This window comes from Micromonospora echinofusca (genome assembly GCF_900091445.1).
Lineage (GTDB): Bacteria > Actinomycetota > Actinomycetes > Mycobacteriales > Micromonosporaceae > Micromonospora > Micromonospora echinofusca.
On sequence record NZ_LT607733.1, the window covers coordinates 715,743 to 735,011 of the forward strand.

Genomic DNA, 19,269 nt, shown 5'->3' on the forward strand with positions numbered 1-19,269 from the left:
CCGAAACGCCGATGGAGATCGTCGAAGGGATCGGAATCGGCGTCGCCGTCATCCTCGGCGCACTTCTGATCCTCTTCGCCCGGCGGGCCGTCGTCACCCGTAGCGGGGGCATCATCCGGCTCGGCGTCCGGACCTCCACGATGCTCGACGGCCGAGGCTGGTCTCCCGGCTTCGGCCGCTTCGTCGGCGACGAACTCCGCTGGTACCGGCTGTTCAGCTTCGCCATCCGCCCCACCCGGGTGCTCTCCCGCAAGGAGCTGGCCGTCGAGCGGCGGCGGCTCCCCGAGGGGCAGGAGCCCCTCTCGATGCCCGCCGACTGGGTCATCCTCCGCTGTACGAGCAACCACGCTCCGGTGGAGATCGCGATGGCCCGGTCGACCGTCACCGGGTTCCTCTCCTGGCTCGAGGCCGCCCCTCCGGGGGCGGTCTCGCCGCGTCTGGCCTCCCAGGACTGGCCCGCAGCCTGACGTCCCTCGTCCTTGGGGGTCTCCGGGGAGCCCATCCGCTCCGGGCGGTCAGGCTTGATCCCTCCGCGGGCGGGCTACCGGAAACCCCTGCCGTCGCACCGTCCGCGGTCCGGCGCACTCTTACACCACCTGCACCGTTACCGGTCTCGTCAGGTGACCCGCTGAACTAACCCCTGGTCGTCGGTGAGGTAGGCGGCGTGGGTGTCTGGACCGCCGGCGCGGGGATGACGGTCCGGGAAGATCGGGTACCCAGACCTCGGTGTGGTGCAGCGTGCCCACCGGGACATCCGGTGGGCACGGGCGACGGGTGGTCAGCGGTTACCGCCGGGCACCCATAGCACATCTCCATCCGGATTTGCCGTTCTTGACAGGATAAAGAGCAGGTCGGAGAGCCGGTTGAGATACTTTGCCGGGAGCGAGCTGGTCCGATCAGGGTCGTGCGCGACCAGGGCCCACGCCGCCCGCTCGGCGCGCCGGGCGACCGTCCGCGCCACGTGCAGCAGCGCCGCACCCGCGGTGCCGCCGGGGAGGATGAAGGAGTCGAGCTTGCTCAGGCGTGCGTTGTACTCGTCGCACCAGCCCTCCAGACGCTCGACGTACGCCTCGGTGACCCGCAGCGGCGGGTACTTCGGGTCGGGCTCGACCGGGGTGGCCAGGTCGGCGCCCACGTCGAACATGTCGTTCTGGATCGACGCCAGGACGGCCCGCAGCCCGTCGTCGAGCTGCCCCAGGGCGAGCGCAACGCCGATCGCGGCGTTGCACTCGTCGACGTCCGCGTACGCGGAGATGCGCGGATCGGTCTTCGGCACCTGCTCGTTGTTGCTCAGCCTGGTCATGCCGGCATCGCCGGCCTTGGTGTAGATGCGCGTGAGGTGGACGGCCATGACGCACAGCCTACGGATACCGGACCTGACGATCCCGGAGCGCCCGGGCGGCACCGCCGTCCGGACGGCCGGGGTGGGGCCCGGCGACGCCGGTGACCCGGCGGTCAGCGATCTCGACGTCATCCGGGTACGCGGCGACGCGCGCCTGGCCGGCACGGTGCACGTCGTCGGCGCCAAGAACTCGGCACTGAAGCTGATGGCCGCCGCGCTGCTCGCCCCGGGCCGCAGCGTGATCACCAACGTGCCCCGGATCACCGACATCGCGATCATGGGCGAGGTGCTCCGCCGGCTCGGCTGCGGCGTGCACTTCGACGCCGACGACCCCGTCGACCCGATGGTCGCGTACGACGGGGTGGCCCGCTCGCGGTCGGTGGTCATCGACGTGCCGGAGCAGCCCGGCGCCGAGGCGGACTACGACCTCGTACGCCGGCTGCGCGCCTCGATCTGCGTGCTGGGCCCCCTGCTGGCCCGCCGGGGGTACGTGCGGGTGGCCCACCCGGGCGGGGACGCCATCGGCTCGCGGGGCCTGGACATGCACGTCTCCGGGCTGACCCGGATGGGCGCCGAGATCTCCGGCGAGCACGGCTTCGTGATCGCGTCGGCGCCGCACGGGCTGCACGGCGCGGAGATCGTGCTCGACTTCCCCAGCGTGGGGGCGACGGAGAACCTGGTCATGGCGGCGGTGCTGGCCCGGGGGCCGAGCCTCATCGAGAACGCCGCCCGTGAGCCGGAGATCGTCGACATCTGCACCATGCTCAACCAGATGGGCGCCCGGATCTCCGGCGCCGGCACCTCCACCCTGCGCATCGAGGGGGTGCCGGGGCTGCGGCCGGTGCGGCACGCCACGGTGGGGGACCGGATCGTGGCGGGCACCTGGGCGTTCGGCGCGGCGATGACCCGGGGGGACGTCACCGTCACCGGGGTGGAGCCGGCGTTCCTGGAGGTGGCGCTCGACAAGCTGGTCTCGGCCGGGGGCCTGGTGGAGACCCGGGGCGACGCGTTCCGGATCCGGATGGACGACCGCCCGAAGGCGGTGGACGTCGTCACGCTGCCGTACCCGGGCTTCGCCACCGACCTGCTGCCGATGGCGATCGGGCTGGCCGCGGTCAGCGACGGGGCCTCCCTGATCACCGAGAACATCTTCGACGGGCGGTTCATGTTCGCCAACGAGATGATGCGGCTGGGCGCGGACATCAAGACCGACGGTCACCACGCGGTGGTCCGGGGCCGGGAGGTGCTCTCCGGCGCGCCCGTACGCGCCACCGACATCCGGGCCGGCGCCGGCCTGATCATCGCCGGGCTCCGCGCCGAGGGGGTCACCGAGGTCTCCCACGTGCACCACGTGGACCGGGGCTATCCGGACTTCGCCGCCGACCTGCGCGCGCTGGGCGTCGAGGTGGAGCGCGGCACCGCCCCGGAGGAGCCGGACCTGACCATCTGAGCCGCCGCGCCCCCGCCCGACACCTCGGCTGCGGGGCCGGGGGAGCGCGCCTGGAGCCGTCGCCCCGGCCACACGCCTTAGCGCTCGTTCAGGCTCGCCGACTAGGGTGCTGACAGACACTCCAACAGGCGAGGGAGATAGAGATGGCGGGTCGACTCGCGGTCGTCGGTGCCGGGCTGATGGGTTCGGGCATCGCCCAGGTGGCGGCGCAGGCGGGCTGGCAGGTGACCCTGCGGGACCTGGACGACGCGGCCACCGGGCGCGGCATGGCCGGGATCCGGAAGTCGCTGGAGAAGTTCGCCGAGAAGGGGAAGATCGAGGCGTCCGACGTCGAGGCGACCCTGGCCCGGATCACCCCGACCACCGAGCTGGAGGCGGCTGCCGACGCGGACATCGTGGTCGAGGCGGTCTTCGAGCGGCTGGAGATCAAGCACGAGGTGTTCCGCGCGCTGGACAAGATCTGCAAGGCCGACGTGGTGCTCGCGACCAACACCTCGGCCATCCCGGTGACGCAGATCGCCGCGGTGACCGGGCGTCCGGAGGCGGTCGTCGGCACCCACTTCTTCTCGCCGGTGCCGATGATGAAGCTCTGCGAGCTGGTGCGCGGCTACAAGACCAGCGACGCGACGCTGGCGGCGGCGAAGACGTTCGCCGAGGAGATCGGCAAGACCGTCGTGGTGGTCAATCGGGACATCGCGGGCTTCGTCACCACCCGGCTGATCTCGGCCCTGCTCGTCGAGGCCGTCAAGCTGGTCGAGGCGGGCGTGGTCTCGGCAGAGGACCTGGACACCGCCTGCCGGCTCGGCTTCGGCCACGCCATGGGCCCGCTGGCCACCGCCGACCTGACCGGCGTGGACGTGCTCATGCACGCCACGAAGAACATCCACACCGACACCGCGGACCAGAAGTTCTTCCCGCCGGAGCTGCTCCAGCGCATGGTCACCGCCGGCGACCTGGGCCGCAAGAGCGGCAAGGGCTTCTACACGTACTGAGTCGGCGCGGCGGACGGGGGCGGTGACCCGCCCCCGTCCGGCTCAGCCGTCGCGCTTGGTCGTCCAGCGGAACGTGGTCAGGCAGAGCACCAGGCCGATCACGCACCAGGCCACGAGCACCAGGGCGACCCGGTCCAGCTCGAACGAGCCGCCGGGCTCGCGGGCGCCGAAGGCGTCCGGCAGGAAGACCGAGCGCAGGCCCTGGCACATCCACTTCAGCGGGAAGAGCGCCGCCACCTGCTGCATCCACGTCGGCAGCTCGGTGAAGACGAAGAACACCCCGGAGATGAACTGGAGCACCAGCGCGACCGGCGTGACGACCGCCGAGCCGCTGCGGGCGGTGCGGGCCAGCGACGAGATGGCGATGCCGCACAGGGTGCAGGCGGTGACGCCGAGCACCGACACCCAGCCGAAGGTCAGCCACTTCGCGGCGGTGCCGGGCAGCTCCAGGTCGAACAGCGCCACCGAGACCGCGAGCAGCAGCACCGTCTCGGCGATGCCGATCGCCACCACCATGATCACCTTGCCGGCGAACCAGACCCACTTCGGCATCGGCGTGCCCCGGTAGCGCTTGAGCACGCCCCGGTCCCGCTCGATCGGGATCCAGATGCCCAGGTTCTGGAAGCTCACGGTCATCAGGCCGGTGGCGATCATGCCGGTGATGAAGTACTGCGTGTAGCTGACCCCGGGGGCGATCTCGTCGTCGAAGATCGCCGCGAAGATCAGGATCATGATGACCGGGAAGCCCATCGTGAAGACGACGGACTCCCGGCTGCGCAGGAACTGGGTGATCTCCAGCCGGCTCTGCCGCAGGCTGAGGGCGACCGGGCCGGGCCGCCGGGCCGGCGCCGTGGTGGCCGGCGCGGCCGGCTTCGTCGTGGTGGTCATCGGTGTCCGATCATGCGCAGGTAGATGTCCTCCAGGGTCGGCCGGGTCACCGTCAGGCCCGGGACCTCGCCGCCGAAGCGCGCGGCCAGCTCCGCCACCAGCGCCGTCGGCGTCGCGCTCTCCGCCGTCTGCCGCGCCCCCTCCGGCGTACGCCAGGAGACCGTCGCCAGGGCCTCGCGCCGGTTGCCGAGCTGGTCGGGCGTGGCCACCTCGACCACCCGGCCGCCCGCGATGACGCCGACCCGGTCGGCGAGGGACTCCGCCTCGTCGAGGTAGTGGGTGGTGAGCACGATGGTGGTGCCGGCGGCGGCCAGGTCGCGGATCAGCTCCCAGAACTCCCGGCGCGCCTCCGGGTCGAATCCGGTGGTCGGCTCGTCGAGGAAGAGCAGCTCGGGGCGGCCGACGATGCCGAGCGCCACGTCGAGCCGGCGCTTCTGCCCGCCCGAGAGGGTGTGCGTACGGGCCTTCGCCTTGCCGGCCAGCCCGACCCGCTCGACGACCTTGTCGGGGTCGTCCGCGTCGGCGTAGAAGCCGGCGAAGTGGCGCACCACCTCGGCGACCGTCAGCTCGTCGAACTCGCCGGTGCCCTGGAGCACGATGCCCACCCGCGAGCGCCAGTCCGGCGCCGGGCGGGCCGGGTCGCTGCCGAGGACGTCGACGTCGCCGGCGTCGCGCCGCCGGTAGCCCTCCAGGATCTCGACGGTGGTGGTCTTGCCGGCGCCGTTGGGGCCGAGGAGGGCGAAGACCTCGCCGCGGTGGACGTCGAGGTCCACGCCCGCGACGGCGACGTTGTCCCCGTACGCCTTGCGCAGCCCCCGCACGGAGATCGCCAGCTCGTCATGCATGCCTTCAAGTGTGCGACCTGGCCACGGCGGCGGGCCGGCCGGGGTGTGGTGGTCGCGCCCATGCCGGGCGCTTCGCACCCGGGTTTCCGCTCCATGGAGCTGTGTGGTTTTCCACAGCCCTGGTGACTGAACGGTAACTTAGACTCCCGCCATGGACGAGAAGGCACTCCCTGGCCGGCTGCCCGAACGCGACCGCCCCTGGGTGATGCGCACCTACGCCGGGCACAGCTCGGCCGCCGCGACCAACGCGCTCTTCCGCCGCAACCTGGCGAAGGGGCAGACCGGGCTGTCGGTCGCCTTCGACCTGCCGACGCAGACCGGCTACGACCCCGACCACGAGCTCGCGGCCGGAGAGGTGGGCCGGGTGGGCGTCCCGGTGGCGCACCTCGGCGACATGCGGGCCCTCTTCGACGGCATCCCGCTGGCCGACATGAACACGTCCATGACCATCAACGCGCCGGCGATGTGGCTGCTCGCCCTCTACGGCACGGTCGGCGTCGAGCAGGGCGCGGAGCTGTCCCGCTGCGCCGGCACCACGCAGAACGACATCATCAAGGAGTACCTCTCCCGGGGCACCCACATCTTCCCGCCGGCCGCGTCGCTGCGGCTGACCGCCGACGTCGTGGCGTACACGCTGCGCGAGATGCCGCGCTGGAACCCGGTGAACATCTGCTCGTACCACCTCCAGGAGGCCGGCGCGACGCCGGTGCAGGAGGTCGGCTTCGCGCTCTCCACCGCCGTCGCCGTGCTCGACGCGGTCCGCGACTCCGGGCAGGTGCCCGCCGAGCGCATGGGCGACGTCGTGCAGCGGATCTCCTTCTTCGTCAACGCCGGGGTGCGCTTCGTCGAGGAGATCGCCAAGATGCGCGCCTTCGGCGCGCTCTGGGACGAGATCACCCGCGAGCGCTACGGGGTGCAGAACCCGAAGCAGCGGCGGTTCCGCTACGGCGTGCAGGTCAACTCGCTGGGCCTGACCGAGGCACAGCCGGAGAACAACATCCAGCGCATCGTGCTGGAGATGCTCGGCGTCACCCTGTCCCGCGACGCCCGCGCCCGCGCCGTGCAACTGCCCGCCTGGAACGAGGCGCTCGGCCTGCCCCGGCCATGGGACCAGCAGTGGTCACTGCGGATGCAGCAGGTGCTCGCGTACGAGTCGGACCTGCTGGAGTACCCGGACCTGTTCGAGGGCTCGCACGTGATGACCGCGCTGGTCGACGGGATCGTCGCCGGCGCCCGGGTCGAGCTGGAGAAGGTGCTGGAGATGGGCGGCGTGGTGGCCGCCGTCGAGACCGGCTACCTCAAGAGCGCGCTGGTCGCCTCGCTGGCCGAGCGACGCCGCCGGATGGAGTCCGGCGCCGACGTGGTGGTCGGGGTCAACAGGTTCACCGAGACCGAGCCGTCGCCGCTGACCGCCGCCGGCGCCGAGTCCGTCGAGCAGGTCGACCCGGCCGTCGAGGCGGCGGCCACTGCCTCCGTACGCCGGTGGCGGGCCGGTCGGGACGACGCGGCCGTCGACGCGGCGCTGGCCCGGCTGCGCGCGGACGCCGCGACCACGACGAACCTGATGCCGGCGACGTTGGAGTGCGTGCGGGCCGGGGTTACCACCGGCGAGTGGGCCGGCGCGCTGCGCCAGGTCTTCGGCGAGTACCGGGCGCCCACCGGCCTGACCGGCGCCGCCGGCTCCGGCGGGGACCCCGGCCTGGCCGCCGTCCGCGCGCGGGTCGCCGCCACCGCCCGCGAGCTGGGCAGCGGCCGGCTGCGGCTGCTCGTCGGCAAGCCCGGCCTCGACGGGCACTCCAACGGCGCGGAGCAGATCGCGGTACGCGCCCGCGACGCCGGCTTCGAGGTGGTCTACCAGGGCATCCGGCTGACCGCCGGGCAGATCGTCGCCGCCGCCGTGGAGGAGGACGTGGACCTGGTCGGCCTCTCGGTGCTCTCCGGCTCGCACCTGGCGGCGGTGCCGGCGGTGCTGGACGGTCTGCGTGCCGCCGGCCGCCCGGACCTGCCGGTGGTGGTCGGCGGGATCATCCCCGCCGGCGACGCGCAGCAGCTCCGGGCCGCCGGGGTGGCCCGGGTCTTCACGCCCAAGGACTTCGCCCTGACCGGGATCATCGACGAGCTGGTCACCGTGGTCCGGGAGACCAACGGCCTGCGCTGACGCGGGAGCCGTGGTGGCGCTGGTCGACGTGCCGGGCGTGCCCGAGGCCGGCGCGGCACGCGGCGCCAGCGGCCCTCGCCGCCGGTGGTGCGGTCCCGCCCGTGGGCGCGCCGGTCCGGCGCGCCCCGGGCGAGGTCAGCGGCTGGCGTACGTCATGCAGTCGGCCATGTCGTTGTCGGGGCCGACCTTGATCGACGGCGCGTGGCATTCCAACTGCTCGTTGTGTCGGCAGTCCGCGCGCTGGCAGGCACCGACCTGCGCGGTCATGCCGCCGTCCACCCCGCCACGGACCGCCGGCATCTCGATGAAGGTGTGGCAGTGCGCGTGGTCCGGACTGCCGATGGTGATGGCGAAGGCGTGGCAGTCGTTGGTGTGGTTGTACGAGCACGCCGCCACGACACACTCCTGGACGCGGGGCATCTCCACTGCTGCGGTCACGGTGACCTCCTTAGTGTCTTGCCCCGATTTTAGGCTTTTGTGGGTTTTGCCGAGTCAGGTTCAGCCCACCCCGAGCACCTCCGACAGGGGGGCCGGCTCCAGGCCGCGCTCCGCGAGCCCGGCCAGGATGTGCGGCAACGCCTCGTCCGTCATCGGCGCGTTCGCCTCCGTCACGTGCAGCACGATCACCGAGCCGGGACGCACCCCGTCCAGCGACGCGCGCACCACCGGCCGCCAGGACTTCGCGAACGGGTCACCACTGACCACGTCGCCGTCCACCACCGTCACCCCCAGCGGCGCCAGCGCGGTCAGCGCCTTCCGGTCGTGGCACAGTCCCGGGAAGCGGAAGTACCGGGTCTGCCGCCCCCCGTACGCGGCCACCACGTCGAACGTCCGCGCCACGTCGGCGGTCATCTCGCGCTCCGCGATGCGGGGCAGGCCGTAGCAGTCCGGCGTGAAGGCCAGATGGCCGTACGTGTGGTTGGCCAGCTCGAAACGCGGGTTCGCGGCGAGTCGGCGGGTCACGTCCGGGTACTGCTCGACCCACTTGCCGGTGAGGAAGAACGTCGCCGGCACCCGCTCCCGCTCCAGCAGGTCGATGATCTTCAGGTTCGCGTACGACCGCACCGCGCCACTGCGCAACTGGTACCGCATCGCGTCCGTCATGTCGGCGTCGAAGGTGAGCGCCACCTTGTTCCCCGTACGCGGCCCGTGGTCGACGACGGGCGGCCTGGTGCCGACCGGGGTGGCGCCGGGGACCGTCCCGCTGGGCGCGGCCGTCGGCTCCTGACCGCTTGACGCCGTGGGCGTCGGCGGTGGGGCGGTCGGGGGCGTGGTCTGTCCCGGGGCGGTCGGGGTCTGCGGGGCTCGACCCGTCTCCGTCTGGCCCGTCGCCGTGGCCCGGACGATGCCGGCGGTGGCCGGCGCACGCACCGGCGCCGGGGCGGCGAGGAGGGCTGCGGCGGCGGCCACGGCGACCAGGGTCGCGACGAGTGGAACGCGGGGGATCTTCACGTGCACCGGGAGATGATGTCAGCGCGCCGGGGTTCCCGCGTGCCCTGGCACCGTGGCGTGGCGTTCGGATCGCCGCGTCGTACCGGCTCGGGTGGGCTGCGCGGGGAGATCTTGGCAGGAACGTGCCCCTCCAGGGGCCGGTATCCACCAAGATCTGCTGCGGGTCGCCGCCGCAACCGACTACGTGCGGTGTCGTGCGGGGTGTCCGGATGGGCTCGGCCAGGCCTGCGGTGGTCGAGCCCCGGGCGGGCGGGATGTCCGGTTCCGGCGTGTGACCGGGGGCATCGTGGGGGCGGAATCGTGGCGGGGGTCAGGTCGTTACACCATGCGTACGACCGAGCAAGGCCACGCGCCAGGCCTCGCCGCCCGACCGGGATGGCGGACCCGGGTCCCCGGGAATGGCGGCGGGCCGGTGGTCGTTACACATGGTCCGGTCGACGTGAGGGCAACCCCCGCCCCGCGAGACAGCCGGCCGCTTCCGACCCGCACAGGTCGGACATCCGGCCGACACGGCCGATCTGATCTTTCCTCCGGTGCGACGCCGGAGATCCCTCCAGTTCCGCTGGAGATCCCCTGAGTTCATGAGCGCCGGACGGTGCTTGCACCCGCGCGAAGCCGACCCCCTCGGTGTGGGTGCCAACCCCCGAATGGAGCATCTGTGATGAACACGATCATGCGTAAGAGCGTTCTTGGTATTGCTGGTCTGGCCGTTGCCGGTGGTCTGGCCGCCGGTCCGCTGAACCACGCCGAGGCCGGCGCCCCGGTGGCGGCGGCGCCGATCAGCGCGGTGGCGGTGCAGGCCGACAAGCCGGACATGGGCACGCTGGTGCCGCATGGTGTGCAGGGCGCCCAGTCGCGCATCGACCTGTCCGACGAGCAGGTCGCCAACGTCAAGGCCATCATCGCCGCGACGAAGAAGGCCGGCATGGACGAGCGGGCCGCCGTGGTCTCCATCGCGACCGCGCTGCAGGAGTCGAAGCTGGAGAACCTGGGTCACCTGGGTGACCGCAACGACCACGATTCGCAGGGCCTGTTCCAGCAGCGTCCGTCCAGTGGTTGGGGCACGGTGGAGCAGATCACCGACCCGGAGTACTCGACGACGGCGTTCCTGAAGGGCCTCAAGCAGGTCGACGGGTGGCAGGACATGCCGCTGACCGAGGCGGCGCAGACCGTGCAGGTGTCGGCGTACCCGGACCACTACGCCCAGTGGGAGCAGATGGCCGCCGACCTGGTCGCCCAGCACTGGAACAGCTGACCCGTACCCCGTGGTGAGAACCAGCGCCCGACTGGCCGGACCCCGCACCTCGGGGCCCGGCCAGTTCGACGTCTGACGGCCTGTGCGTGCCGTGCAGGCCCGGTGTAGTCCGCCGCGCCCCGGTTGCGGGTCTCGGCGAGGATGGGGCCATGTCTGCGTGGAACAGGTGGCGGTGCCGTCTGGGCACGGTCCTCGGTACGGTCGGGCTCTCGGTGGCCATACCGGTCGCGGCCTGGGCATCGTCGGGCAGCGGCGAGATCGTGGTGCGGGCGGGACAGAACGCACGCCCCGCCAAGGCCGGGTTCGGTGGCTTCGACTGCTGCCTGATTGTGTTCTTCGGCATCGGTCTGCTGGTGGTGCTGCTCATCAAGCTCGCCCGCAACCGCCCCCCAGACTGACACCGCCACCGCCCACCCGCCCTACCGGGAGTCGTCAGACGCGGAAGCCGGCGGCCCGCGCCGCCTGACGTTCCCGGCGGCGTTCGGAGCGGCGGCGCAGGAACCAGAAGAGGAAGAGGACCAGCCCGAGCAGGAACGCCAGCACCAGCACCGGCAGGATGATCGCCACCACCGACATGACGACGCTGGTGGCGTCCTCGGCGGTGCTGGCCACCGGCGCTCCGACGCCGGCCGTGGTCGCGTTGATGACCGGTCGCGCGGCGGACTTCAGCAGGTGCACGCCGAGGGCGATCAGCACACCGGTCACCACGGGGACCCACTCGCTGGACGAGAAGAAGCTGCCCGGGTCGCTCACCGTCACCGTCTCCGACGACGAGCCCGCGCCGAACGCCAGGCCGCCCGCCGTCGGCCGGACCACGGTCTGCACGACGTCGTTGACGTGGTCGACCACCGGGACCTTGTCGGCGACGACCTCGACGACCAGCAGCACCGCCAGGATCGCGATCACCCAGCCGTTGCCCAGCCACTGCCACCCGCCGGGCAGGTCGATCAGGCTGGTGTAGCGGGCCAGCAGGCCCATGGTGAGCAGGGGGATGTACGCGTTCAGCCCCGCCGAGGCGGCGAGACCCGTACCGGTGAGAACTTCGAGCACCGTCTCAGCATGGCACCGGCACGCCAGTGCCGCTCGCTGGCGAGGGCCGGGGTCTCGGCTACCCTCGTCGGGTGCGGTTGGTCATTGCGAAGTGCTCGGTGGACTACGTCGGACGGCTCTCGGCCCACCTGCCGCCGGCCACCCGGTTGCTCATGGTGAAGGCGGACGGGTCGGTGTCGATCCACGCCGACGACCGGGCGTACAAGCCGTTGAACTGGATGAGCCCGCCCTGCCGGCTGGAGGAGGCCCCCGGCGTCTGGCGGGTCGTCAACAAGGCGGGCGAGGAACTGCGGATCACCCTGGAGGAGATCTTCCAGGACACCTCGTACGAGCTGGGCGTCGATCCGGGCCTGCGCAAGGACGGTGTGGAGGCGCACCTCCAGGAGTTGCTGGCGGCCAACCCGGAGACCCTCGGCGAGGGGTTCACGCTGATCCGCCGGGAGTACATGACGGCCATCGGCCCGGTCGACCTGCTCTGCCGGGACGCCGCGTCCGGCACCGTCGCCGTCGAGGTGAAGCGCCGGGGCGAGATCGACGGCGTGGAGCAGCTCACCCGCTACCTGGAACTGCTCAACCGCGACCCGCTGCTCGCGCCGGTCACCGGGGTCTTCGCCGCGCAGGAAATCAAGCCGCAGGCCCGGGTGCTCGCGCTGGACCGGGGCATCCGCTGCGTGGTCGTGAACTACGACAGGCTGCGCGGCATCGAACGCGACGAGCTGACCCTCTTCTGACATACGGCCGCCGAACTGCTGCTCCGGCACGCCGGGGGCAGCGCGGCCCCGGGCCCGCACCACTGCCCGGCCAGCGGTCGTCGATCGGCCACGGCACCCGCGGCGACTGCGGGGGCCCGCCGTGTCAGGGCGACGGGACCGGCGGGCCGTCCGCGCGGACGGCGATCAGGGACTTGGGCAGGCCGGCCACCCGCTCGGCGAGGATCCGCGAGTCGGGGAAGTAGTGCCGCATCTGCGAGCGGTCGAGCAGTTCCGTCCAGAGCACCTGGTGGATGGCGGCCTCGTGGGTACGGGTCGGCTTGTGCCCGAGCGGCCAGCGGCGGGCGAACGCCGTCCGCAGCCGTACGGGGAGGAACTGCATCCCCGGCGCGATCCAGTGCGGCTCGATGGGGAAGTAGCGGTAGGGCGTCTGCACCCAGTGCCGGTCGCCGAGCCCGCGCACGGCGTCGGCGAAGCGCAGCCGCCGCTCGTGGCCGCCGACGTGCTCCAGCACGGAGTTGGAGAAGACCAGGTCGTAGCGGCGCGAGGTGATCCGGGCCGGCAGGTCGCAGGCGTCGGCCCGGTCGACCTCCGCCCAGTCCGGGACGTTCGCGGGCGGCCGTTCCAGGTTGACCACGTGTACGCGCGCCGGCCGCACGTCGGCGCGGGTCCAGGTGCCGAGCCGGCCCCCGAGGTCGATGACGTGCATCTTCTCCAGGTCGGGGAAGGTGCGGGCCAGCCAGTCGGCGCGTCGACGTCGCTGCCGGGCACTCCACGACCGGTCACTGTCGACGAGGTGGAAGCGCAATCGATGGGGGCGCATTTAACGCAATGTACCGCTCCCACCACGTTGGACACACGCGGGGATCTTCATGATCGGTTATCCGACAGTCACCTGCCGTACATGACCTTGATGGCCTTCACGAGCCGGGCGACGTCGGCCGGCGTCCGCTCGAAGGTCGTCGAGGGCAGCAGCGACCGGGCCCGCCGCCGGGTGACGGCCTTGGCGCGGCTGAACTCGCGCAGCCCGTCCTCGCCGTGGATGCGCCCGAAGCCGGAGTCGCCGACGCCGCCGAACGGCAGCGTGGACATCCCGGCGAAGGTCAGCGCCGAGTTCACCGACGCCATGCCCGAGCGCAGCCGCCGGGCGATCGCCACCGCGCGGCGCCGGCCGAAGACCGAACCCCCCAGGCCGTACGACAGGGCGTTGGCGCGGTCGACGGCCTCGTCGGCGTCGCGGACCCGGTTGATCGTCAGGGTCGGGCCGAACGTCTCCTCACGTACGGCGGCGGAGTCCTCCGGAACGTCCACCAGCACGGTCGGCCGCACGTACGGCGGCTGCACGGCGTCCGCGCCGCCGAGCACGGCCCGACCGCCCCGCGACAGCGCGTCGTCGATGTGCCGGCGGATCACGTCGAGCTGGCTGGGCATGGTGATCGGGCCGATGTCCGCGTCGTCCGGGCCGACCGTCAGCCGGGCGGCCCGCTCGACCACCTTGCCGACGAAGGCGTCGAAGACCGGCTCGACCGCGTAGACCCGTTCGATGCCGATGCAGGTCTGCCCGGCGTTGGTCAGCGCGCCCCAGACGCACGCCTCGGCGGCGGCGTCCAGGTCGGCGTCGGCGTCGACGATCATCGCGTCCTTGCCGCCGGCCTCCAGCAGCACCGGCGTCAGCGACTCGGCGCAGGCCGCCATCACCTTGCGCGCCGTGGCCGACGAGCCGGTGAAGGCCACCTTGTCGGCCCCGGAACGGCACAGCGCCGCCCCGACGTCGCCGAGCCCGTGCACCGCCGTGAACACCGGCTGCTCGGGCACGACCTCGGCGAAGGTGTCGACGAGCCACTGGCCGACGACGGGGGTGTATTCGCTGGGCTTCAGCACCACCGCGTTCCCCGCCGCCAGCGCGTACGCGGCGGAGCCGATCGGGGTGAAGACGGGGTAGTTCCACGGGCCGATCACGCCGACGACCCCGTACGGCTGGTATTCGAGGTGGGCGGAGAACTCGGCCAGGACGAGCCGCGAGCGGACGCGGCGGGGGCCCAGCACCCGGCGGGCGTTGCGGGCCGCCCAGTCGACGTGCTCGACGGCGGTGACGACCTCGACGACGGCGTCGGCGACCGGTTTGCCGCCCTCGGCGTGCACCAGCTCGGCGATCTCCTCGATCCGCCGGGCGAGCAGGCCGCGCCAGCGCAGCAGCCGCTCCCTGCGCCCGTCGAAGCCGAGCGCGGCCCACCACTCGCCGGCCGCGCGGGCCCGGTCCACAGCCCGCCGGACGTCCTCGGCGGTGGCGACCGGCAGGCGCCCGGCCTCCGCTCCGGTCGCGGGGCTCGTCGAGACCAGCCGACCGTCCTCGATGACCGGGGTGCCCGGGACATGCACAGCCGTCATGGCGGAAGTCTAGACCCGAGGATTACTCGCCGGTAGGGGCGCGGGCGGCGGTCCCGTCCGCCGGACCGGCCGCACAGGGCACGGAACGGGGTGGACGGCCGTCGGCCGGACTTGTGATGATTCCTGGGCCGATGCGCGCCGAACCGCTGAACGCGAGGTGTCCGGCCGGGGGCGCGTAGGTGACCAGGTGGCGGTGGAGGGCGACTACCGTGTGCTGGCAGGCTGACGCACGGGGTGACCGTGCGGGGTGGAGGCTGACTGTCCATGGAGGAACATCCGGAACTGAGACCGTTGTTGACGGTGGCCGGCGGGGCGATGCGGGGACTGAGCTTCCGGGTGGGCCCTGAGCGGCAGGTCATCGGCCGGGCGCCGACCGTCGACGTCGTGGTGCACGACGCCCACCTGAGCCGCAGGCACGCCGAGGTGTGGCTGACGGGGGAGGGGGCAGCCCTGGCCGACCTTGGCTCCACCAACGGCACCTGGCTGAACGACCGGCGGATCACCGGCGTGGAGCGACTGGCCGACGGGGACGTGATCCGGCTCGGCCGCACCGAACTGCGCGTCTACGACCCGGGTGTGGCGCGCACCGACCCGGTGGGCTTCAGCTTCAACGCGCCGCGCCGCGACCGTCGTCCGACCCTGCCGTTGCCGCTCGCGACCCCGGCCGTCGGCCCGGCGCCGCCGCCGGCGGTCCCGGCCGTCGACGCGGTGGCGGTCCCGGCCGTTCACGCGGTGGCGGTCCCGGCCGTCGCCCCTGCGCCGGGGGCGGTTCCGGCGGTGTCGTCCGCCCCGTCCTGACCGAGGCCGCCGGCACACACCGTACGGTGCCCGAAGGTGGCGGGCCGGCCCATGGACGCGTCCGGCGCCGCCGTGGCAGCATCCGGCGGATGGAGACCGGACAGCGGCTGGTGTCGGCGAACGGGATCACCCAGGCGGTACGGGTGGCCGGGCCGCCGGACGGCGCTCCCGTACTGCTGATCCACGGCAACTGCTCGTCGGCGGCCTTCTGGGAGCCGCTGGTGCGGCGGCTGCCGGCAACCCTCCGGGTGGTCGCGCCCGACCTGCGCGGCTACGGGCTGACCGACACCGTCGGGGTGGACGCGACCCGGGGGCTCAGCGACTTCGCCGACGACGTCGCGGCGCTGCTCGACGACCCGTCCCTCTTCCCGTCCGGCGCCCGGCCGGTGGTCGTCGGCCACTCGCTCGGTGGCGGGGTGGCCATGCGGCTGCTCGTCGAGCACCCCGACCGGGTGGGCGCGCTGCTGCTCGCCGCGCCGGTCTCCCCCTACGGCTACGGCGGCACCCGGGACCTGACGGGCACGCCGACCACCCCCGACTTCGCCGGCACCGGCGGCGGCACCGGCAACCGTGACTTCGTCAAGCGGCTGGCGGCCGGCGACCGGGGCGTGGACGCCCCGACCAGCCCGCGCGCCGTGCTGCGGGCGACCTACGTGGCGGACCCGGCCTCGCTCGGCGACGACGAGGAACTGCTGCTGGACAGCCTCCTCTCCACCGCCACCGGCGACGACAACTACCCCGGTACGGCGGTGGCCTCGGCGAACTGGCCCGGCACCGCCCCGGGCCGGCGCGGCGTGCTCAACGCCCTCTCGCCGGCGTACTTCCGCGTCGCCGACGAGCTGGTCGCGGTGGCCGGCAAGCCGCCGATCACCTGGATCCACGGGGACGCCGACGTGATCGTCTCGGACACGGCGATGATGGACCTGGCCCACCTGGGCTCGCTGGGCGTGCTGCCCGGCTGGCCGGGGGAGGCGGCCTGCCCGGCGCAGCCGATGGTGGGGCAGACCCGGGCGGTGCTGGAGCGGTACGCGGCGGCCGGCGGGTCGTACCGCGAGGTGCTGCTGCCCGGCTGCGGGCACAGCCCGCACCTGGAACGGCCGGCCGAGTTCGTCGCCGAGCTGCTCAGGCTGACCGACCCGGCGAGCTGACCGACCCGGCGACTTGACCGACGGCGTCGCCCGCCCGGTGCGCAGGCCCCGCTGTGCCCGTGAAATTTCCCACGGCGCCTCGACAACTCAGCGTCAGGTGGCAGACTCGCGCGCATAACCTTAATGGTCGTTCAAGCGGCCGTGCGGAGCATCGAGGAGGCTGGCCGTGGCGCGCGATTTCACCAGCGTGGGCGTAGTGGGTCTGGGCACCATGGGTGCCGGCATCGTCGAGGTGTTCGCGCGCAACGGGGTGGACGTCGTCGCCGTGGAGGTCTCCGAGGACGCGCTCGAACGCGGGCGGGCCATCCTCACCGGGTCGACGGACCGGGCCGTGGCCAAGGGCAAGCTCGCCGAGGCCGACCGGGACGCGCTGCTGAGCCGCGTACGGTTCGCCGTCGGGCTGGACGCGCTGCACTCCGTGGACCTGGTCATCGAGGCGGTGCCCGAGCACCTGGACCTCAAGCAGCGGATCTTCGCCGAGCTGGACCGGGTCTGCAAGCCCGAGGCGATCCTGGCCACGAACACCTCGTCGCTGAGCGTCACCGAGATCTCCGTCGCCACCAGCCGGCCCAACCAGGTCATCGGCATCCACTTCTTCAACCCCGCCCCGGTGATGAAGCTGGTCGAGGTGGTCCGGACGGTGGTCACCTCCGCCGACGTGGTCGCCGACGTGGAGGGGCTCTGCAAGCGGCTCGGCAAGGTCGACGTCACCATCAGCGACCGGGCCGGCTTCATCGCCAACGCGCTGCTCTTCGGCTACCTCAACCACGCCGTCGGCATGTTCGAGTCGCACTACGCCACCCGCGAGGACATCGACGCCGCCATGAAGCTCGGCTGCGGCCTGCCGATGGGCCCGCTGGCGCTGATGGACCTGATCGGCGTGGACACCGCGTACGAGATCCTCGACACCATGTACCGGCGCGGCGGGCGGGACCGCCGGCACGCCCCGGTGCCGCTGATCAAGCAGATGGTCACCGCCGGGCTCCTCGGTCGCAAGTCCGGCCGGGGCTTCTACACCTACGAGCGGCCGGGCTCCCCGGTCGTCGTACCCGACGAGCAGACGCCGGTGCCGGCGGACGCCGCGCTCGGCGACGGCACCCGCGCAGGGGGCGAGTCTGCCGGCCCCGCCGCCGTGACCAAGATCGGTATCGTCGGCTCCGGGACGATGGCCACCGGCATCATCGAGGTCTTCGCGAAGGCCGGCTACGAGGTCGTCTCGGTGACCCGGGGTGCCGAGAAGTCCGCCAAGGTCTTCGAGGCCGTCAAGACCTCGCTCAACAAGGGCGTGGTGCGCGGCAAGCTCAGCGAGGCCGACCGCGACGCCGCGCTGGGCCGGATCAACTGGTCGGCCACCCTGGAGCACCTCGCCGACGTCGACCTCGTCGTCGAGGCCGTGGTCGAGGAGCTGAGCGTCAAGAAGGCCCTCTTCGCCAGCCTCGACGAGATCTGCAAGCCGGGCGTCGTGCTCGCCACCACCACCTCGTCGCTGCCGGTGATCGACGTCGCGATGGCCACCCAGCGGCCCGCCGACGTGGTCGGGCTGCACTTCTTCAACCCGGCGCCGCTCATGCCGCTGGTCGAGATCGTGGAGACCATCCGCACCTCGGCGGAGACCACCGTCACCGCCCGCGCCGTCTGCGCCGCGCTGGGCAAGACGGGCGTGGTCTGCGGCGACCGGTCCGGCTTCATCGTCAACGCGCTGCTCTTCCCGTACCTCAACGACGCGGTGAAGATGCTGGAGGCGAGCTACTCGACGGCCGACGACATCGACCACGCCATGAAGCTGGGCTGCGGCTACCCGATGGGCCCGTTCGAGCTGCTCGACGTGGTCGGCCTGGACGTGGCGCTGGCCATCCAGCGGGAGCTCTACCTGGAACTGCGCGAGCCGGGCTTCGCCCCCGCGCCGCTGCTGGAGCACCTGGTCACGGCCGGCTACCTGGGCCGTAAGAGCGGCCGGGGCTTCCGCGACCACACCCGCCGCTGACCGGGTCAACGCCGCGCGCCGGTGACGGCGTCTGGATGGTGTGACCTTCGAGGAGTACGTCAGCAGCCGAGGCCCCGCCCTGGTACGGCTGGCCCGGCTGCTGACGGGCGACGAGCACCGGGCCGAGGACCTCGCCCAGGACGTGCTGGCCCGCGCGTACGTGCACTGGCGGAAGATCGCCCGGGCGGACCGGCCGGACGTGTACGTGCGCCGGATGCTGGCCAACGCCAACAACTCCTGGTGGCGCCGGCGATCGAACCGGGAACTGGCCGTCGCGGACTTCGGGGAACGGCCGCAGCACGGCGACCTGGGCGGGACCCGGGTCGCCGTCGACCCCGCCGACCCGCGTACCTGGGACTGACCGGGGCGGGGTGCCGGCCCGCCCGCCCCGGGCCGGCCCCGCCGTCGGCCCGTACGCTTGGCAAGCGTGAGCCCCCGTCGCAACCGACCCCGCCGCGATGACGCCGCGCACCTCGACTCCGACCGGGCCCGCCAGGGCGTCGCCTCGGTGCAGCAGTGGCGCGACGGCGACTGGCAGGTACGCGGGATCAGCGGCGGCGCCTCCACCAAGACGTACCGCTGTCCGGGCTGCGACCAGGAGATCCGGCCCGGCGTGGCGCACCTGGTGGCGTGGCCGGCGGACGGGCGGGGCGACCTGACCGACCGGCGGCACTGGCACAGCGGGTGCTGGCGGGCGCGAGACCGGCGCGGGCCGGTCGTGCAGCGTGGTCGCGGCGCTCCCCGGTACGGCTGAGCGATCTGGATCACGCTGTTTCCGCCCCGCCCGGCGCTTCCCGGCCGCACCGGCG

The 19,269-nt window shown here is 72.7% G+C and carries 19 protein-coding genes and 1 pseudogene; 12 read left to right on the plus strand and 8 right to left on the minus strand.

The features are described 5' to 3' along the window. Positions 1-11: 11 nt before the first annotated feature. On the plus strand, positions 12-467 hold the full coding sequence (locus GA0070610_RS03355; RefSeq protein WP_088998668.1) for a DUF2550 domain-containing protein: 456 nt from the start codon (positions 12-14) through the stop codon (positions 465-467). A gap of 311 nt (positions 468-778) precedes the next feature. On the opposite strand, the gene GA0070610_RS03360 is transcribed toward GA0070610_RS03355, so the two are convergent. Then, positions 779-1,351 (minus strand): cob(I)yrinic acid a,c-diamide adenosyltransferase, encoded by a 573-nt coding sequence (locus GA0070610_RS03360; protein WP_088998669.1) that lies wholly within the window; start codon positions 1,349-1,351, stop codon positions 779-781. Between GA0070610_RS03360 and murA the strand changes: the two genes are divergently transcribed. Together murA and GA0070610_RS03370 are read left to right on the plus strand one after the other, a co-directional pair. After that, the gene (gene murA, locus GA0070610_RS03365; protein ID WP_088998670.1) at positions 1,350-2,792 is read left to right on the plus strand and encodes a UDP-N-acetylglucosamine 1-carboxyvinyltransferase; all 1,443 of its coding nucleotides are present in this window, start codon (positions 1,350-1,352) and stop codon (positions 2,790-2,792) included. The two genes, GA0070610_RS03360 and murA, sit on opposite strands and share 2 nt — an antisense overlap. A 143-nt stretch (positions 2,793-2,935) precedes the next feature. Further along, entirely contained in the window at positions 2,936-3,784 is an 849-nt protein-coding gene (locus tag GA0070610_RS03370) for a 3-hydroxyacyl-CoA dehydrogenase family protein (protein ID WP_088998671.1), read from the plus strand. Positions 3,785-3,826: 42 nt separating this feature from the next. Here GA0070610_RS03370 and GA0070610_RS03375 read toward each other — a convergent pair whose 3' ends face one another. Next, positions 3,827-4,672 (minus strand): ABC transporter permease, encoded by an 846-nt coding sequence (locus tag GA0070610_RS03375; RefSeq protein ID WP_088998672.1) that lies wholly within the window; start codon positions 4,670-4,672, stop codon positions 3,827-3,829. Further along, complete coding sequence (locus tag GA0070610_RS03380) at positions 4,669-5,517, minus strand: ABC transporter ATP-binding protein (RefSeq protein WP_088998673.1); 849 nt, start codon at positions 5,515-5,517, stop codon at positions 4,669-4,671. The genes GA0070610_RS03375 and GA0070610_RS03380 overlap by 4 nt, the downstream gene beginning before the upstream one ends. Positions 5,518-5,668: 151 nt before the next feature. On the opposite strand from GA0070610_RS03380, the gene GA0070610_RS03385 reads away from it, so the two are divergent. Then, on the plus strand, positions 5,669-7,675 hold the full coding sequence (locus GA0070610_RS03385; protein WP_088998674.1) for a protein meaA: 2,007 nt from the start codon (positions 5,669-5,671) through the stop codon (positions 7,673-7,675). Positions 7,676-7,810: 135 nt separating this feature from the next. On the opposite strand, the gene GA0070610_RS03390 is transcribed toward GA0070610_RS03385, so the two are convergent. Next, the gene (locus GA0070610_RS03390) at positions 7,811-8,113 is read right to left on the minus strand and encodes a DUF1540 domain-containing protein (protein WP_088998675.1); all 303 of its coding nucleotides are present in this window, start codon (positions 8,111-8,113) and stop codon (positions 7,811-7,813) included. Positions 8,114-8,173: 60 nt separating this feature from the next. Continuing rightward, positions 8,174-9,133: a polysaccharide deacetylase family protein gene (locus GA0070610_RS03395; RefSeq protein ID WP_231925890.1), complete on the minus strand. Its 960-nt coding sequence runs from the start codon at positions 9,131-9,133 to the stop codon at positions 8,174-8,176. 655 nt (positions 9,134-9,788) lie between these two features. Between GA0070610_RS03395 and GA0070610_RS03400 the strand changes: the two genes are divergently transcribed. Both GA0070610_RS03400 and GA0070610_RS03405 read left to right on the plus strand, forming a co-directional pair. Continuing rightward, a complete protein-coding gene (locus GA0070610_RS03400) occupies positions 9,789-10,382 on the plus strand; it encodes a hypothetical protein (protein ID WP_088998676.1) in 594 nt (197 codons plus the stop codon). Between the two features lie 149 nt (positions 10,383-10,531). Further along, entirely contained in the window at positions 10,532-10,780 is a 249-nt protein-coding gene (locus tag GA0070610_RS03405) for a hypothetical protein (protein WP_088998677.1), read from the plus strand. Positions 10,781-10,814: 34 nt separating this feature from the next. On the opposite strand, the gene GA0070610_RS03410 is transcribed toward GA0070610_RS03405, so the two are convergent. Continuing rightward, entirely contained in the window at positions 10,815-11,432 is a 618-nt protein-coding gene (locus GA0070610_RS03410) for a DUF4126 domain-containing protein (protein ID WP_088998678.1), read from the minus strand. Between the two features lie 71 nt (positions 11,433-11,503). On the opposite strand from GA0070610_RS03410, the gene nucS reads away from it, so the two are divergent. Continuing rightward, positions 11,504-12,163 (plus strand): endonuclease NucS, encoded by a 660-nt coding sequence (gene nucS, locus GA0070610_RS03415; RefSeq protein WP_088998679.1) that lies wholly within the window; start codon positions 11,504-11,506, stop codon positions 12,161-12,163. A gap of 124 nt (positions 12,164-12,287) precedes the next feature. On the opposite strand, the gene GA0070610_RS03420 is transcribed toward nucS, so the two are convergent. After that, positions 12,288-12,965: a methyltransferase domain-containing protein gene (locus GA0070610_RS03420; protein WP_088998680.1), complete on the minus strand. Its 678-nt coding sequence runs from the start codon at positions 12,963-12,965 to the stop codon at positions 12,288-12,290. A 68-nt stretch (positions 12,966-13,033) separates the two neighbouring features. Then, complete coding sequence (locus tag GA0070610_RS03425; RefSeq protein WP_088998681.1) at positions 13,034-14,530, minus strand: aldehyde dehydrogenase family protein; 1,497 nt, start codon at positions 14,528-14,530, stop codon at positions 13,034-13,036. A 264-nt stretch (positions 14,531-14,794) separates the two neighbouring features. Between GA0070610_RS03425 and GA0070610_RS03430 the strand changes: the two genes are divergently transcribed. The 5 genes and pseudogenes from GA0070610_RS03430 (at position 14,795) to GA0070610_RS03450 (ending at position 19,214) form a co-directional block, all read left to right on the plus strand. Beyond that, positions 14,795-15,328, plus strand: coding sequence for an FHA domain-containing protein (locus tag GA0070610_RS03430; protein ID WP_197697792.1), 534 nt, complete (start codon positions 14,795-14,797; stop codon positions 15,326-15,328). Positions 15,329-15,417: 89 nt separating this feature from the next. Continuing rightward, entirely contained in the window at positions 15,418-16,476 is a 1,059-nt protein-coding gene (locus tag GA0070610_RS03435) for an alpha/beta fold hydrolase (protein ID WP_088998682.1), read from the plus strand. Positions 16,477-16,642: 166 nt separating this feature from the next. Then, entirely contained in the window at positions 16,643-18,460 is a 1,818-nt protein-coding gene (locus GA0070610_RS03440; protein ID WP_088998683.1) for a 3-hydroxyacyl-CoA dehydrogenase family protein, read from the plus strand. A gap of 40 nt (positions 18,461-18,500) precedes the next feature. Next, positions 18,501-18,752 (plus strand): annotated as a pseudogene (locus GA0070610_RS03445) (sigma factor); the annotation flags it as partial. A 135-nt stretch (positions 18,753-18,887) separates the two neighbouring features. Then, positions 18,888-19,214 carry a hypothetical protein gene (locus tag GA0070610_RS03450; protein ID WP_172896372.1) on the plus strand — a complete coding sequence of 109 codons (327 nt, stop codon included), beginning with the start codon at positions 18,888-18,890 and terminating at the stop codon, positions 19,212-19,214. Positions 19,215-19,269 lie beyond the last annotated feature (55 nt).

Coding starts and splice junctions, on each gene's coding strand:
- GA0070610_RS03435 (WP_088998682.1), top strand. CDS start 15,418: ATGGAGACCGGACAGCGGCTGGTGTCGGCGAACGGGATCACCCAGGCG.
- GA0070610_RS03405 (WP_088998677.1), top strand. CDS start 10,532: ATGTCTGCGTGGAACAGGTGGCGGTGCCGTCTGGGCACGGTCCTCGGT.
- GA0070610_RS03370 (WP_088998671.1), top strand. CDS start 2,936: ATGGCGGGTCGACTCGCGGTCGTCGGTGCCGGGCTGATGGGTTCGGGC.
- murA (WP_088998670.1), top strand. CDS start 1,350: ATGACGCACAGCCTACGGATACCGGACCTGACGATCCCGGAGCGCCCG.
- GA0070610_RS03355 (WP_088998668.1), top strand. CDS start 12: ATGGAGATCGTCGAAGGGATCGGAATCGGCGTCGCCGTCATCCTCGGC.
- GA0070610_RS03380 (WP_088998673.1), bottom strand. CDS start 5,517: ATGCATGACGAGCTGGCGATCTCCGTGCGGGGGCTGCGCAAGGCGTAC.
- GA0070610_RS03400 (WP_088998676.1), top strand. CDS start 9,789: ATGAACACGATCATGCGTAAGAGCGTTCTTGGTATTGCTGGTCTGGCC.
- GA0070610_RS03430 (WP_197697792.1), top strand. CDS start 14,795: ATGGAGGAACATCCGGAACTGAGACCGTTGTTGACGGTGGCCGGCGGG.
- GA0070610_RS03425 (WP_088998681.1), bottom strand. CDS start 14,530: ATGACGGCTGTGCATGTCCCGGGCACCCCGGTCATCGAGGACGGTCGG.
- GA0070610_RS03360 (WP_088998669.1), bottom strand. CDS start 1,351: ATGGCCGTCCACCTCACGCGCATCTACACCAAGGCCGGCGATGCCGGC.
- GA0070610_RS03385 (WP_088998674.1), top strand. CDS start 5,669: ATGGACGAGAAGGCACTCCCTGGCCGGCTGCCCGAACGCGACCGCCCC.
- GA0070610_RS03375 (WP_088998672.1), bottom strand. CDS start 4,672: ATGACCACCACGACGAAGCCGGCCGCGCCGGCCACCACGGCGCCGGCC.
- GA0070610_RS03420 (WP_088998680.1), bottom strand. CDS start 12,965: ATGCGCCCCCATCGATTGCGCTTCCACCTCGTCGACAGTGACCGGTCG.